The sequence below is a fragment of the Ruegeria sp. BC5 genome (assembly GCF_056539205.1).
Map to the genome: position 1 here is coordinate 216,064 of NZ_JBQFUN010000004.1, position 14,311 is coordinate 230,374.

Here is a 14,311-nt window from a genome sequence, read left to right on the forward strand (position 1 = left end):
TAACCTCAGTTATCGTGGCCCGAGACGTGCTCGGCTTCCATTGCAGCTTGAGTGGCTGCGTCAGCTATCAGCGGGACGGCAATAGGTGCTTGATCGGGGTGCCGGATCGCGCGCCCGTAGGCCCAGAGCTGCAAAGAAAGCCTTAGGCAAAGCACGCTAAAGGCAACGGGGGCCAACAGCTTTGCGGGCCACAGCGGGATACCTATGTCGATGGAGCTGTCGCGGCTCCAGAGTGGAGCACCAAAGTCAAAGCTGCGTGCGAAATGCGCCCAGCTCCCCCAGATCAGCAAGACGATCAGCGCCAGAATGACAGCGGTTGTAATGAACTCAACGATATAGAGCGTCCGGCCTCTAAGCGCTCCAACAACCATGTCCATTCGGATATGACCGCCATCACGCTGCGCATAGGAAATCCCCATGAAGGCGATTAACGGCATGGCCTGCTCGATCCAATCCACGTAGCCGGGAAGTGGCGCATTGGCGAAATTCCGACCACCAACGGAGACTACGGCCATGACCATCAGCGAGAAAACCGCAAGACCGCTGATCAGGGCCAGAAAGCTTTCCAGTTTGTAGAGGTGTTGATCGAGAATGCTGAGACGGCTGTCGTCAGACAGCACCAGGGATGACCCGGCCATCGTTTTGCTCCGCTGTCAGGGGGAAAGGCACCCGACGCCAGGTAGGCGACGCCGGGCAGTGAGTGGATTAGCTGCCGTTTGCGATCTTCCCAGTCACAAGGTCATAAAGCTCTTGTGCTGGCAGGCCACGCTCGGTGTTTTCTGCAATCCAGGCCTCGGCCGCGGGGGCGGCAGCGGCTTCTTTGAACGCTGCGATTTCTTCATCGCTGAAAGTGACCCGTTCGATGCCGCGTTGATCCAGTTCAGGGCCCCACGCTTCCATCGTTTTGGTCTGGTAGTGGCTCACGTAGTGATCCAGTGCCTCATCCACCGACCCCAGCAGAACTTCGCGGTGTTCGTCAGACAGATCTTCCAGTGCCAGCGTGTTCACCACGACAGGGCAGTTGACGGTGCCGGGATTGAGGTTCGTCGTCCACCACGTGCCATTCTCAATGGTGCCGAAGGACATATGCGCGTGTGGCGCAAAGCTGACCGCTTTGACGATGCCGCTGTCCATTGCCTGACGCACTTCGGATGCAGACATCGAGGTCGGAACTGCTCCAACCGTCTCCATCGCCTTGCCGATGCCACCTGTCGCCCGAACGCTCAGACCTTCAAAATCGGTTAGGGATTTGGGTGCTTCACCGACACCAACAAGGTTGTACTGCGGCAGCGGAGACGGCATCAGCAGAGTCGCGTCCCAGCGGGCCAGATCTTCGACAACGGCCGGATGTTGATAAACGGCCATCGACAGGTCGACTTCCTGTTCAAGGGATGTCACGCCCAAAAACGGCAGTTCCAAGACAGTGATCGAAGGGTTCTTATCGCGGTGATAGCCAGCGCAGAACTGCGCCATTTCAAACGCACCAATCGAAATCCCATCGAGGTTTTCTTTGTTCTTCGACAGGCCACCATAGCTGATGTTGAGCGTGAACTCACCGCCCGTCTTTTCGTTCACCAACTCCGCAAGTTTCTCGACGTGTTCGGTAAAGGCGCGACGCTTGCCCCACAGGGAAACGTTCCATTCGACAGCCAGTGCTTCGGATGCAACGGTCAGCGACAAAGCTGCAATGGCCGCCCGGTTAAGATGTTTGCGCATAGTGGCTCCTCCCAGATCACGCAATGTGTTTGGGCAGAGTATTCAGGATGTGCAGCAGCCTGCCTATGAAGGAAAATGCGCGAGGAATTTCTGTTTCCCTGCGGATATCCGCAGAGTGGTTTCGCTTACAACAGCGCCTCTTTATCGAGACCGAGTTTGACGATCTTTTCGTTGAGCGTCCGTCGGCCGATTCCAAGCGCTTCGGCGGCGGCATCCATGCGGCCTTTATGCGCCTTGATGGCTTTGCCGATGAGCTCGCGTTCAAAAGCAGCAACCGCTTCGCGTAGGGTATCCGGCACTTCGTCGAAGTGCTGATCGCTTTGGATGGCCTGCGCCACCGACCCTCCTCCGCGTCGGGCCGCCAAAATGCGCCGTTCGCAGACATGGCGCAATTCACGCACATTGCCGGGCCAGCTATGTGAAAGCAGAGCGGCCAAATCGTCCTGATCGAGTTCTGGCGCGTCTATCTCATAAACCTTTGCGTATTCGTTCAAGAAATGCGTTGCCAAAAGAACCAGATCATCCCGTCTTTGACGTAGCGGAGGTAGAGACAGGACGACAGTATTCAATCGAAACAAAAGGTCCTGACGCAAGCGGCCTTCGTCTGCTGCCAGTACAACGTCTTCGTTGGTTGCTGACACGACTCTGAAGCTTACCGGCACCGGTGACACAGCCCCCACCGGCAGCACCTGCTGATCTTCGATGACCCTTAGTAGCTTGGCCTGCGCCGCTGGTGGGCACGAGCAGATTTCGTCCAGAAACAAGGTCCCTCCCGACGCCGCCGCAAGCCTTCCGTCGGATTCACCCGCGATGCCGAACATTTCCGCTTCAAACGTATCGGCCGACAATGCAGCGCAATTCAGTGCCAGAAACGGTGCCTCCGGCGAGCGGCCCAAATCATGTAAAGCGTGAGCAACCAGCTCTTTCCCGGTGCCCGTATCTCCCTGCAACAAAACCGCAACCGATGTATCAGCAAGATCAAGTACTTCTTGTCGCAAGTCTGTAATGGCGTCTGTTTGGCCCAGCAGGATGCGGTCAAGGCCTGACAGTTTGAACAGCCGGTCTTTGAGGCGGGCATTGCTTCTCCGCATTCTGTTTTGTTCAGCTGCGTGCCTCAGGACCGTAAGCAATCGCCGTGGTTCATATGGCTTTTCGATGAACCCGTACGCCCCGTCCTGTATGGCCTGAACCGCCATCGGGATGTCACCATGTGCCGAAATCAATACCACCGGAGGCGCCACTTGTCTGTCCAGACTGGCCAGCAAATCAAGCCCCGACATACCCGGCATACGCACATCGGACAGAATGACATCGGGCGACGCGCTGGCCAGATACTCCATCACGTGGGTCGCGCGCGACAGGGCGCTAACAGTCCAGCCGGCGGCTTCGAGCAACTCGAGAAGAGACTGTCTCATTGATTTGTCATCATCGACGACCAGAACTTTAAAGGGTTGCCGCTGGGTCATTCGTTCGTTTCGTTAGTAATTGAGGCCATCGGGAAGGTGACACGAAAAACTGTTCCGCCGCCATCACGATTTCGGGCCGTCATCTTGCCATCGTGATCTTTGACAATGCTGGTGGAAATGGCCAGTCCCAAGCCCATGCCTCTCCCGCTCTCTCTTGTGGTTACAAATGGCTCTTGCAACTCAGCCAGCGTTGCCTCACCCAACCCGTGACCGTTGTCCTGAATTTCCAACACCGCTTCATCATAAGTAGCTATGACAGCGATATGGATTTCAGGTGCATCCGCTTCGTCCATCGCGTCAATCGCATTGCGCAAAAGATTAGTGATGACCTGTTCGATCCGCAGTGCACTGCCCCGGATAAAAACCGGACCGGTCGGCGCATCAACTGAGATTTTCACCTTGCCCTGCTCGATGTTTGGCGCAACCAGAGCCAACGCAGCATTGACCGAAGTGCATAAGTCTACGTCGTCGAACGCCTCGCTCTCTGAGCGCGCGAAGAACCGCAATTGGCGCGTGATCCCTTCCATCCTGTCGACCAGACTTCCAATTTTTTGGGGTAGCTTGGACTCACCGGAAGATGAGATCTCTTCTGCCACCAGGTGATTGCGCATCGCAGCGATGGGCTGGCCCAGTTCATGCGTGACCGACGCGGATAATTGCCCCAGAGCCGCCAATCGGCTTGCGCGCTCCAACTCGCTTTGGGTGCGCTTGAGACTCCGCTCGGCTGTCTTGCGGTCGTCGATTTCGATAGCGAGCCTTTCATTTGCCTCCCGCAGCTTTCCTTCTTCTTCTTCGGACCGCTCCAAGGCCGCGCTTACGCGCCTCGCGCGTTGTATCTGGAAAAAGATAAATGTAAGCCCCGCCAAAAGGACAAAAACTGCAGTTACAAGCCAACTGCGCGCTACGGCCTGATCGTCACTTGCAAAATAGTGAAGCGACCAGCCGTGGGGTAAATCTGTAGCTGCAAGATGCAGACGCTTCGTCCCCGCAATTCTGGCCTGATCTCCCGGCAACTCAATCCAGTCCAACGCATCTAAGTTTTGCCCCGGAAACTGCCTGGCATCTCGAATCCGTTCTTGCTGTGGTACTGACAAAGGCGTCAACGCGCGATATTGCCAGTTCGAGTTCGAAGAAAGCAGAACGACGCCGTCTTCATTGGCCAAAAGAACCTGTTCGCCCGAGTTTTTCCAACTATCCTGAAGATTGGAGAAATCGATCTTAATCGCTATGACGCCAGTTGAAGCGCCCTGGTCGTCAAGCACTGCGTTGGCGATGAAGTATCCTGGCAGACCAGTCGTTGCCCCGATGGCATAGAAGCGGCCCTGCTTACCAGAAATGGCACTTTGGAAATACGGGCGGAAAGCGTAGTTCTGGCCAACAAAGCTCTCTGTGTTGCGGTAGTTCGATGCAGAAATCGTGATCCCGTCTTCGTCCATCAAGTAGATCGCATCCAGCCCTGCCTGTTCCGCAAAATCCTCGAGGCGTCGGTTCAAAGTTCCGGTGCCGTCTCCTTCAGCTGTTCCAATTACAAAAGAATCCTGTGACAGCACATATGTGAGGTGGGAAAATCGTTCGAGTTCGCTGTTTACCGAGCTTTGGTAAAGAGAGAGCCGGCCCTGAGCTTTCGAAAGTTCCTCCGAAACGAAGTACTGGTAAGAAACCAAATAAAGGCCAATGCTGGCGGCAATGGCTATCAAAATACCTACAATATACGAAGCTGATCGCATCGAATGCCCATGAACTGCGACGGCATAGGATCACAGTAGGTATTAGCCGTCCATCCCAAGCGTACTAAACTAACATTTGGATGTTTAGGCCAAACAAGAATGACCGAGTATTTAGAGAACGCGAAGCAATGAACGAACATGCCGAAACAACTATTTGCATTCCGCAAGCAGATTCGGCCCAGAGCCGACATCCAACCCTTTGTTTCGATGCTGCGGTCGCAGCCCGCATTGCAGACTTTCGCCGCGAACGCAAAATCCTGTTCAAACCGAACTTACACAACGCGGGAAAAACCGTCGTTCTCTGCCTGGTAGAATTGGCATGCAGTTGAACGAAGGAGCTTGCCTTCGAGAAGCTTGATTACGCACCGCTGACATTCGCTTGGCAAAGCAGAAATCTCTGAATTTTACCGCTGGGTGTCTTCGGCAGTTCTTTGACGAATTCGATAAGCCGAGGATAGGCGTGAGCAGAAAGGTGCTGTTTGACATAGTCCTTCAACTCCGCGGCCAACGCATCATTACCTTCTGTGCCATCCGCCAGTACGACTACCGCTTTCACTATTTCGGTCCGTTCCTTGTCAGGAACGCCTACGACCGCCGTTTCCGTTACAGAGGGATGTTCGATCAGAGCGCTTTCAACGTCAAACGGTCCGATGCGATAACCCGAAGAGGTGATAACGTCGTCGATCCGACCAACGAACGTTATACATCCGTGTTCATCCCGCTCCACTGTGTCCCCAGTAAGATAGTATCCGTTCTCGATCGATTTGGTGCCCATGTTTAGGTAGCCGCTAAAGAACAAGAGAGGTGAATCCGCAATGTTGACGGCCAATTGACCTGGCTCATTGAAGTCGGCGATGCTGCCGTCCTCAGCCAGAACCTCAACCCTGTGTCCTGGCATCACATAGCCAGCCGATCCCGGGCGTACCGGATGTTCGAGCCCGTGATGATTATTCACCAGCATACCCGTTTCCGTCTGCCCATAATGATCCTTAATCGGCGCATTCAGTTCGGTCTCGAACCAACGGATGACTTCGGGGTTCAGTGGCTCGCCTGCGCTGCTGATGCAACGGATCTGATCGCGCAGCTGTGACGCGCGCTCGGTTCCCGCGGCGATGATTAGTCGAAACGCAGTAGGCGCGCCTGCAAAGTTAGTCACGCCCAATTTCGAAATCACGTCATATGTACTGTCCACTGTGAAAGGCCCTTCGACCAGAGTGGTTGCATGTCCCAATAGTAGCGGGCCGATCAATGCATAGTAGAGTCCATAGGCCCAGCCTGGATCGGCTATATTCCAGAAAACATCCTCATGCTGCAGGCCGATCCCTTCGACCATGTAAGATCGAAAGGCAGCCAGAGCCTTGAGGGGCACGGGTACTCCTTTGGCGGGACCTGTAGTTCCAGATGTCGCCATCATGAACATCAGATCATCGCCGTTCCGCAAAACAGGGACGAACTCAGGCGAATGCGCGGCCATCGCCTGGCGGAAATCAATGTCTCCCGCAATAACCCCTTGTCTCGTTTCCACAATCGTCGCGACAGGCGGACAACTTTCCACTCCGTCGAGCTTGATGCGGTTCGCGGCGTCAGTCACAACCAACTTCGCGCCACTCATGGTCAAACGGTCCTGAATGGCCTTGGGCCCAAAGGCTGTAAACAAAGGCTGATAGGCCGCGCCAGCCAGGAGGGTGCCGAGAACAACTGTCACAAGATCCGGGGTGCGAGGTAACAGACCCGCCACGATGTCACCGGGTTGGATGCCTTGTTCTTCCAGCAAGTTGGCGAAACGCGCAGCTTCTTCGCGCAACTCTGCAAAACTGCGCGTCTCATGGTGCCCATCCAATGCAACCCAGTTCAAAGCACGGGGATTGCCCTGCAAATGGGCGTCACAACATTCTACGCATGCATTTATCCCGTGGCTGAAGTTGCCGAAAAAGGAAGACTTTGCCAGCTCCAGGTCAAATTTCTCCACCGTTTTGGAGTATTCTGGGGAAGTCTCAGTGTCAGAACTCGATTCCATCAAAACGTATTCCTCCAAGTGCAGCCCTTAATTACCCTGCACTTAAACAAGTCGAGTTTCCACGTTGGAAATTACGCGAACATCAGCGCAACGTGAGTGGTCCATTTGTCCCGAACCAAAGCTCGGTTTGTGTTACATAGCAACCATCGGGGGTTGCGCAGCATCTGCATAGTTTCGGCTTCAGTTTGCGACGCCAACGGCCCATTTCAGACATTCGAGTAAAGCATAATTTGAGATGACCGCTTCCGCCGGTTTGACCTCCGAGTATTGCGAAATATCGGACGGCTACGGCCCTTCGCAGATCAGCGGGAAGGCACCGACTTCTGGTATCGTGAGTGTGCCCACGGTGACGAAATCGTCACCTTCGACGGCTGTTATCAATCGAACCGAGGCAACGATCCGGCTATATTCAGGATCGGCGAAGTCGATGACAGTGTGCATATCGACATCGGCCCCCTGCGCCACGATGATTGGTATCGCACCATCAACTTCTGTTAAGCTCCAGTGTTTGCTGTCTGCGTGAATGGTCGCACTCACGACTGCGAGTCCAGGGACAGTTCCCAATCCGACAGCAACAACTGCGCCTGATCCATCAGGGGCCTCGCAATACAACTCAACAGTTGCGAATGCCGAGGTTGCCGAGAAGAAAGCAAACAGCGCAAGCGCAGAAGTCCTGATCATGAAGATTTCCCTTCGTTCGCAATCCGACCTAAAATACATTTTAGGTTCACTGTTCTCAACAAGCGTGTCTCAACACGGGTCAAAGACAAGGAAACACCGGCATCCGCAGACCACTACGTTGCCCCAAATCATTGGCATCGAACGGCTAGAAGTTAATTGAATCCGTTAAGAGTTTGAGCATTGTAGCGGACATTCAACTTCAGCACGGCAACCGAAGCAATAGTACCCCAGGCTGCGACGTGGCACGACCCAAAAGAGACGTTGGCCAAGGGCTGTGGTGTTGCAGTGCAGCTTCCGGAAAGCAGACATTTCCAGTTCACATCAAACCAACTTCACCTCGGATGGACCAGCTTATCTGCGTTTGCTGCGGCCTACTCGTGCATCGCGCGAAGCAACCCGTCACGCATGAAATACTTGTCGGAGAAGCTCTAGAGCGCGGCAGCCTATACCACGGCTGGTGCAGATGGAATCTTTGTACCGGGACTGACGATTGTTTTGGTGAGTGCTGAATTCCCTTTACAAACCGACCGCCGGTCTAGATATGCAGACCAACGGTCTGTATTGATTGATTCGGAAAACCACTAAAGCCTGACTGCCCTCTCGCCTCGTGAGTACTTAAAACAAAAACGCCGGTCGCTCCACGACACCCATTTCGTGGACGCATTAGCTGTGCCCGAAATTGAAAGCTTGAAACATGCACTATGATTCCCACCGTGCCCCACGAAGTATTTTGGAGTTCTGCGCCCGTCAGTTGCGTCGAATTTGGCAACACTCAGGAGATGTTCGAAAAAGAAATGGCTCAGTAGGAAATCCCAACACTACAACACCATTGTCCGACCACATGCGCCGAGACGTTGGATTGATTGAGGGAGGGCCGGATGATCGTTCGCATTGGTGGTCATATTGACGTGGTCAGCGATGGGATTGTGTATCTTCGCAACCTACAGGTTCAAATTTGCCTTTATCAACTCTGCGCATGCAATTGGCGAGGCATCTTCTGTATTCACCGATAAGTCATATTTCATCCCATCATGAACACGCTCGAATTGCCATCTGGAAAGCCCGATCGTCCGGTCGCCTCGCTTTCGTTCCCGTGCCTCCAGCACGTCCAGCGAAGCAAACAAACCAACCATGTAAAAATCATACGGCTCCAGTAAGCTTTGATATTCAGCTACCGCGCTCGCAGACCCGGCTTCCGTGTTTCCAAACAACACCTCGTCAACAATCAAATTATTCCCGGCGCGCGCCATTGCAGCAACTGAACGGCGCATTCCGGAAAGTGCGCGACTGGCTGTTGGCCCGACCCGCGCGAAGGTCACTGCTTTCCCGCCCACCACACGCTTTTCAAAACTCAATCCATCTGGGTCACCAGCAAGCCGCTGTGGCAACATTGCCAGGAAGGCATCCATTTCGATGTGAAGGAACGGTAGTGTCGTAATGTTCTGAAGCGCTTTTGCGATAGAACTTTTACCAACACTCCCTACTCCGTTTAGGAGAATTACTGTCGCCATTGGTCTCGTGACTGAATGATCGCTGCCAAGGTCCGTTATTTGGCTGAGGAAGGGGGTGAAGGCACAGTTTCCATCGTAACATCCACCGCTTCCGGCCATCCAAAATCTGTTGTCCCATCCGGCAGACCCAGAATTCGGTCGAGTGTTAGAAATTGCATATCGATCGCCGCCTGTAAATTGCGTGCGGCTTCATCTGCTATGTCAGTTCCCCGGGCGTCGATGGCGCGCAGCAATGCAAAATCAAAGAAGTTCATAAGGAAGAGTATAAGCTCTGCCGTCGTATCGACATCGGCGACAGTGAACGTTCCTTCGTCACAGCCCTTCCGGATGATTTTGGTCAGGACCGGCATGGCACCAGTTCTGACCCTGCGCTTGAATTGTTCGAGCAGGAACAGGTTTTTGTCCTGGTTCATGATCTTGAACATCTCGACCTGGCCTGGGTAGTCATGCTCGCGCAGGTAGTTTGCCCTTAGATGGGTGAAGTTATGCAACAGATCGAGTGCCGAAGATTTCTCGTCAGAAGCAACAACAGACATTTGCGCGAACACGCCTTCTGCCATGCCATCCAATACCCCGAACAAAAGCTCATCCTTGGATTTGAAGTGGTGATAAAAGCCACCTTTCGAAACACCGGCCAGATCCAGCACATCCTGAATGGTCGTATCTTCGAAACCTTTCGAAAAGAACAACATTTGCGCACACCCCAGTAACTGCGCGCGCCGCGCTTCTGGCTGCATATTCTTCCGCTTCGTAGGTTTCATACATTTCCCCCTTGCAAACCGACCGACGGTCTGCAATTACAGACCTGCGGTCGGTTTATATCCCGACTCATCTGGCAGGACAACGAAATTCACCTGCCGCCCCGAAATAAATGATGCGCTGATGCAGCCCAAGACCGCAAGCTACAACGCTTCGCGCGCCCAGTTGAGTTGTGTCTACTACACAGGATCGAATGCCATGAATGCTCTTGTCTGCAGGGATTTTTCAATATCCGAGTTACGCCAAACATCTCGGCTGGCTGGTATCCGGGATTTGCTTGAACTTCTGGTCAGGCTTTCCCTGGACTGGGACGAAGCCAGGCGATCTTTGTCTCAAACAAGTCCGCAGACTTGGCTCGTAAATCCGTTCTCCCTCAATTGATCCAAACCTCTCAGGAGAGAAACATGTTGGACAATGTAAGAGCGCTTTCCACGGTTTACCGCGCAGCCAAAAGCATGACGGCAATCGCTTTGACAGAGTTGCCTGAGCCTGGGAATGTCGCGGAAGCATTGCAATTGGTGAACGTGCCCGTGCCAAGACCTTCGCGCCACCAAGTCGCGATTCTGCTGTTCGCTTCATCACTGCATGTCGATGAAATTTATGCGGCTCAGGGCACCGCTCTTGGTCGTTTATTCGGGCCTAAACACGCTTCGGCAAATTCCCCCTACGTCATGGGGACTTCGGTGTCAGGGGTCGTTGTCGCAACTGGTCAGGACGCAACCCGGTTCAATGTTGGAGACGAAGTGATCGTCGTTCCCAACGAGCTTGGCGAAAACGGGTCTTGGGCAACATACAGATGCGTTTCGCACGCCTATCTGATGCTCAAACCCCCGGCCTTGTCTCATGTCGAGGCGGCAGCCGCGACACTATCAGGTTGTGTTGCGTGGGGTGCGATCAACACCGCACGCGTCGAAAAAGGTGACCATTGCCTCGTTGTTGGGGCATCGGGTGCCGTCGGATCCATGATGGTTCAGTTTCTCAAATCAAAGGGCGCAATCGTGACCGGGGTTTGCAGCGGCGCGAATGCCGATCTGGTGCGCACGTTGGGTGCAGATCACACGATCGACTACAACGTCACCAGTTTTGGTTCGCAGGGCCAAAACACCTACGACAGGGTCTTTGATCTGGTAGGCGGTCGGGACATCGAGGCCGCAGCGTACCGAATACTGAAACGCAATGGCCGGTTCGTCACGATTGTTGGCCCAGTGCGCCACATTGGTGAACGCAAGCTGTCCAGGGCCGAGTTTCTTCTGGGTGTTGGACACATTGTTTGCCGCAGTATCGCAACACGGTTCCGCGGTCCTCGGTATCGTTTTTGTGCCTCCTTGCCACGGAACAACGCCTATGCAGCAATACTGAGCATCGCAAAGCACAACATACGCTCTCCAATTGAAGCCGAGATTCCATTCGATTTGCCGCAAATCCGGGCCGCAATCAGAACTCTGATGTCCCATCGGACAAGAGGTCGGATCGTCATCAACTTTGAGGCCGAAAAACAACCAGGCCAGGCTGCAATCGGTTTTAGACCTGAAGCACAACTCAATCGGTCATTGTTCTGGCAAAACTCACAACCCAATCAAGATACGGTAATAATATGAAAAACCTCTGGAAATTTCCGGGATCGGGAAATCCTAATTCTTCGGAATCCCCTCGCAACGAAAACACTCCAGCTCAATGCACAGCGAACTGTGTTTGGCCCGTGCGGTCAATAGTGGTCGCGTTTACCCTTGGCGTCGCGCTGAGCGGGTGTGCAGCAAACATGGCCGCAAAAGGCAGTGATGGTCCAGACTTGAGCGTAGTCAGCCAGGAGGCCACCCGGATGGATGTCGAACGGCAGTTGGGGTCGCCTGAGCAGCTACAGCAACAAGCCAATGGTGATTGGGTGGCCGTCTATGACGTCGAACCCCGGACAAAGCCAAACCTTGCTCGGGCGGCAGGCCACGGAACGCTGGACCTCTTTACCTTCGGGCTCTGGGAGGTTGTCGGTGGGCCTTTGGAAGTGGCCCATGCGCGGCGGGTTCTCGTCACTGCACGATATGACGACGCGGGAAAACTGCTGCAACTGACCAGCAAGCCCAAACCCATCCTTTGATCTGAGGGTGGGTCACCGCCGACCTGCAATAGGCCGGCGTTAAATCCAACACCCCGACGAACAGCAAGCCATCCCCGTTGAACCATAGTGCAGGTCCAGCGAGCAGATACCCCTGTCCACACAAACAAGAAAACGGACTAAAAATGAAGACTATAACATTGATCACACTGGCCGCTATGGCTCCCACAATGTGTTTGGCAGACGAAAGCTGGACCGGCTTCAATGCTGGTTTGCAGCTATCCACGGTTGATGTTTCCCAAGACGAAAACGATAACGGAAACGCAGCGTTGGGCCTCCACTCCGGATATCTTCATAATTTTGACGGCTATGTAGTTGGCGGTGAACTGACTTATGATGCGGGCGCTGAGCTTGTGTCTGACAACAAAACAAAAAAGGTCGATACGATACGCCTGAAGTTCAAAGGCGGACACGTATTTGGCCGGACGTATCTGTACGGCGTCATTGGATATGCGAACATCGATGGCGGTTCCATCAGTGAAGATGGCTACTCTGCTGGCGTTGGCGTTACGTATCGCGCAACGGACAGAGTTCTGGTCGGCCTTGAGTACCTGAGAGACACATATGACACGTCAGCTGACGACATCACAGCTGACTCTGTCGCGCTTCGGGTGTCTTACAAGTTCTGACAGAAGGCGTTTGAGAACCTGACACAAGCAGGGGACAGTCAATTGCCCCCCACTCATAATTCAATTCCCGGGAGCCACCAGGTGACTGAAATACCAACGCTTGAGACTGAACGACTGCTACTTCGACCACCAATAATGGCAGACTGGCCCGACTATCTTGCGCTGATGACATCAGAGCGCTCAAAGTTCATGGGAGGCCCGGTCTCTGACCGCATGACCTGGGGGATTTTCTGTCATGACATAGCTCAGTGGACCCTCATGGGGCACGGGGCACTGATGATGGAAGACCGTGTTTCAGGAGCGTGCCTTGGGCAGGTTAGCATCAACTCCGGACCGCTTTTCCCCGAACCCGAATTGGGCTGGTTTGTCTATGCTGATGCCGAAGGAAAAGGCTATGCGTTTGAAGCTGCGCGAACGCTGCGAGATTGGGCCTGTACATGGAACGTAACCCAGTCGCTCGTCAGTTATATCGATCCGAACAACTTCCGCTCCTGCCGCCTTGCTGAGCGGCTTGGAGGAATTTTGGATTCAAATGCCGAGCGAAATGACCCCAATGATCTCGTCTACAGGTACCATTGAGCTGCGCAAACAACTCCCCGGACCATTCGAGCGAGGGTCACCTTCATCAGTCGCCCGATCAGACCGTCATCCCCAACATCCTTTGCTTTTTGATTGTCCCGGTATCAAGGGGCGCAACGCAGCCCTGTCTTCTTTTATCTGTTGGAAATACCGGATCACGGGCCGGGTTGTCGCAACCCATGCGCGGCAATACGGGGGCACAAAACCTCAGTCAGACAAGGACCAGCATCCTCAGCCCCCCGCGGAAAACCCGAAACGCCCGTCGGGCTGATCATTTGTCCGACGGATCACTTTCAGCATAATCCCGCAGGCGCTCGATATCAGAGATTACGGCGTGGTTGCGGTTGATTTGCACACCTACCGTTTTTAACCGCGAAAACGCCCGGCTAAGGCTTTCCGGCTTCATCCCTAGACGCCCGGCGATCAGCATTTTGTCATAAGGTAGCTCTACGTCGCAGCCATCGGGTTTGGCGTCACACAGGTTCAGAAGAAACTCTGCCACCCGCTGCGCACCCGTCTGCGCCTTGAGCTGCTCCAGCTGTGCCACCAGCGAATGCAGATGCGTGAACGTGGACGCCAGAATGGAAACGCCGATCTCGGGGTCTTCTTTCATCAACGACAACAGCAAAGGGCTTGGGATATGCATCACGTCGCAGGCCGAAACGGCCTCGGCAGAAACGGGGTAAGGGACGTTTCGCAGCGCGACGGCCTCACCAAAACTTTCGCCGCGGGTAAAGACGCTGACCACTGCCTCGGCCCCCGTTGGGGACATGCGGAACAACTTGACCCAACCGGCAAGAACTACGTGGACGGCCTTGGCCTCTTCTTCCTGTAGAAAGATCGTTTCGCCCCGATCATAGCTACGCCAAATTGCGTGGCTCAGCAGTGTATCGACATGCTGGTCCGGCAAACTCTTGAGCAAAAGCGATTGCCGCGCGATCGCTTTTTGTGCTTCGTGTGCCACGGAGTTTCCCCTTTTCCCTGGTCGATCGTCCGACCGGTACGTCCTTTTTCGCAAGGCTATGCCAAAGCTCTGCCCGGCGCGCCAGCCTTTTCCTGCTTCAACTTGACTATTGTCATGTTGCAGGCGTCACCATGCACATAAATTCGGCCCAA

The 14,311-nt window shown here is 54.2% G+C and carries 14 protein-coding genes; 5 read left to right on the top strand and 9 right to left on the bottom strand.

The window, feature by feature from the left end:
- Positions 1-5: 5 nt before the first annotated feature.
- From ACR0LY_RS12585 to ACR0LY_RS12600, 4 genes are all read right to left on the bottom strand, one after another.
- Complete coding sequence (locus ACR0LY_RS12585; protein ID WP_170350192.1) at positions 6-638, bottom strand: TRAP transporter small permease subunit; 633 nt, start codon at positions 636-638, stop codon at positions 6-8.
- A 67-nt stretch (positions 639-705) separates the two neighbouring features.
- Positions 706-1,716 (bottom strand): TRAP transporter substrate-binding protein DctP, encoded by a 1,011-nt coding sequence (dctP, locus tag ACR0LY_RS12590; protein ID WP_170350191.1) that lies wholly within the window; start codon positions 1,714-1,716, stop codon positions 706-708.
- 125 nt (positions 1,717-1,841) lie between these two features.
- On the bottom strand, positions 1,842-3,182 hold the full coding sequence (locus ACR0LY_RS12595; RefSeq protein ID WP_170350190.1) for a sigma-54-dependent transcriptional regulator: 1,341 nt from the start codon (positions 3,180-3,182) through the stop codon (positions 1,842-1,844).
- Positions 3,179-4,909: a sensor histidine kinase gene (locus tag ACR0LY_RS12600; protein ID WP_170350189.1), complete on the bottom strand. Its 1,731-nt coding sequence runs from the start codon at positions 4,907-4,909 to the stop codon at positions 3,179-3,181. Before ACR0LY_RS12600 ends, ACR0LY_RS12595 begins: the two co-directional genes overlap by 4 nt.
- Before the next feature lie 128 nt (positions 4,910-5,037).
- On the opposite strand from ACR0LY_RS12600, the gene ACR0LY_RS12605 reads away from it, so the two are divergent.
- Positions 5,038-5,238, top strand: a complete 201-nt coding sequence (locus ACR0LY_RS12605) for a hypothetical protein (RefSeq protein ID WP_170350188.1) — start codon at positions 5,038-5,040, stop codon at positions 5,236-5,238.
- 29 nt (positions 5,239-5,267) lie between these two features.
- On the opposite strand, the gene ACR0LY_RS12610 is transcribed toward ACR0LY_RS12605, so the two are convergent.
- The 4 genes from ACR0LY_RS12610 to ACR0LY_RS12625 all read right to left on the bottom strand — a co-directional run bounded on the left by ACR0LY_RS12610 (position 5,268) and on the right by ACR0LY_RS12625 (position 9,855).
- The gene (locus ACR0LY_RS12610) at positions 5,268-6,878 is read right to left on the bottom strand and encodes an AMP-binding protein (RefSeq protein WP_480640975.1); all 1,611 of its coding nucleotides are present in this window, start codon (positions 6,876-6,878) and stop codon (positions 5,268-5,270) included.
- A 333-nt stretch (positions 6,879-7,211) separates the two neighbouring features.
- Entirely contained in the window at positions 7,212-7,607 is a 396-nt protein-coding gene (locus ACR0LY_RS12615; RefSeq protein WP_170350186.1) for a hypothetical protein, read from the bottom strand.
- A gap of 941 nt (positions 7,608-8,548) precedes the next feature.
- A complete protein-coding gene (locus tag ACR0LY_RS12620) occupies positions 8,549-9,118 on the bottom strand; it encodes a chloramphenicol phosphotransferase CPT family protein (protein ID WP_170350185.1) in 570 nt (189 codons plus the stop codon).
- 35 nt (positions 9,119-9,153) lie between these two features.
- The gene (locus tag ACR0LY_RS12625; RefSeq protein WP_480640977.1) at positions 9,154-9,855 is read right to left on the bottom strand and encodes a TetR/AcrR family transcriptional regulator; all 702 of its coding nucleotides are present in this window, start codon (positions 9,853-9,855) and stop codon (positions 9,154-9,156) included.
- A 426-nt stretch (positions 9,856-10,281) separates the two neighbouring features.
- Between ACR0LY_RS12625 and ACR0LY_RS12630 the strand changes: the two genes are divergently transcribed.
- From ACR0LY_RS12630 to ACR0LY_RS12645, 4 genes are all read left to right on the top strand, one after another.
- Positions 10,282-11,475, top strand: coding sequence for an NAD(P)-dependent alcohol dehydrogenase (locus ACR0LY_RS12630; RefSeq protein ID WP_170350183.1), 1,194 nt, complete (start codon positions 10,282-10,284; stop codon positions 11,473-11,475).
- 191 nt (positions 11,476-11,666) lie between these two features.
- Complete coding sequence (locus tag ACR0LY_RS12635) at positions 11,667-11,969, top strand: hypothetical protein (protein WP_170350182.1); 303 nt, start codon at positions 11,667-11,669, stop codon at positions 11,967-11,969.
- 143 nt (positions 11,970-12,112) lie between these two features.
- Positions 12,113-12,616 carry a porin family protein gene (locus ACR0LY_RS12640; RefSeq protein ID WP_170350181.1) on the top strand — a complete coding sequence of 168 codons (504 nt, stop codon included), beginning with the start codon at positions 12,113-12,115 and terminating at the stop codon, positions 12,614-12,616.
- A gap of 81 nt (positions 12,617-12,697) precedes the next feature.
- Positions 12,698-13,195 carry a GNAT family N-acetyltransferase gene (locus ACR0LY_RS12645; protein ID WP_170350180.1) on the top strand — a complete coding sequence of 166 codons (498 nt, stop codon included), beginning with the start codon at positions 12,698-12,700 and terminating at the stop codon, positions 13,193-13,195.
- 271 nt (positions 13,196-13,466) lie between these two features.
- On the opposite strand, the gene ACR0LY_RS12650 is transcribed toward ACR0LY_RS12645, so the two are convergent.
- Positions 13,467-14,159 (bottom strand): Crp/Fnr family transcriptional regulator, encoded by a 693-nt coding sequence (locus ACR0LY_RS12650; RefSeq protein WP_170350179.1) that lies wholly within the window; start codon positions 14,157-14,159, stop codon positions 13,467-13,469.
- Positions 14,160-14,311 lie beyond the last annotated feature (152 nt).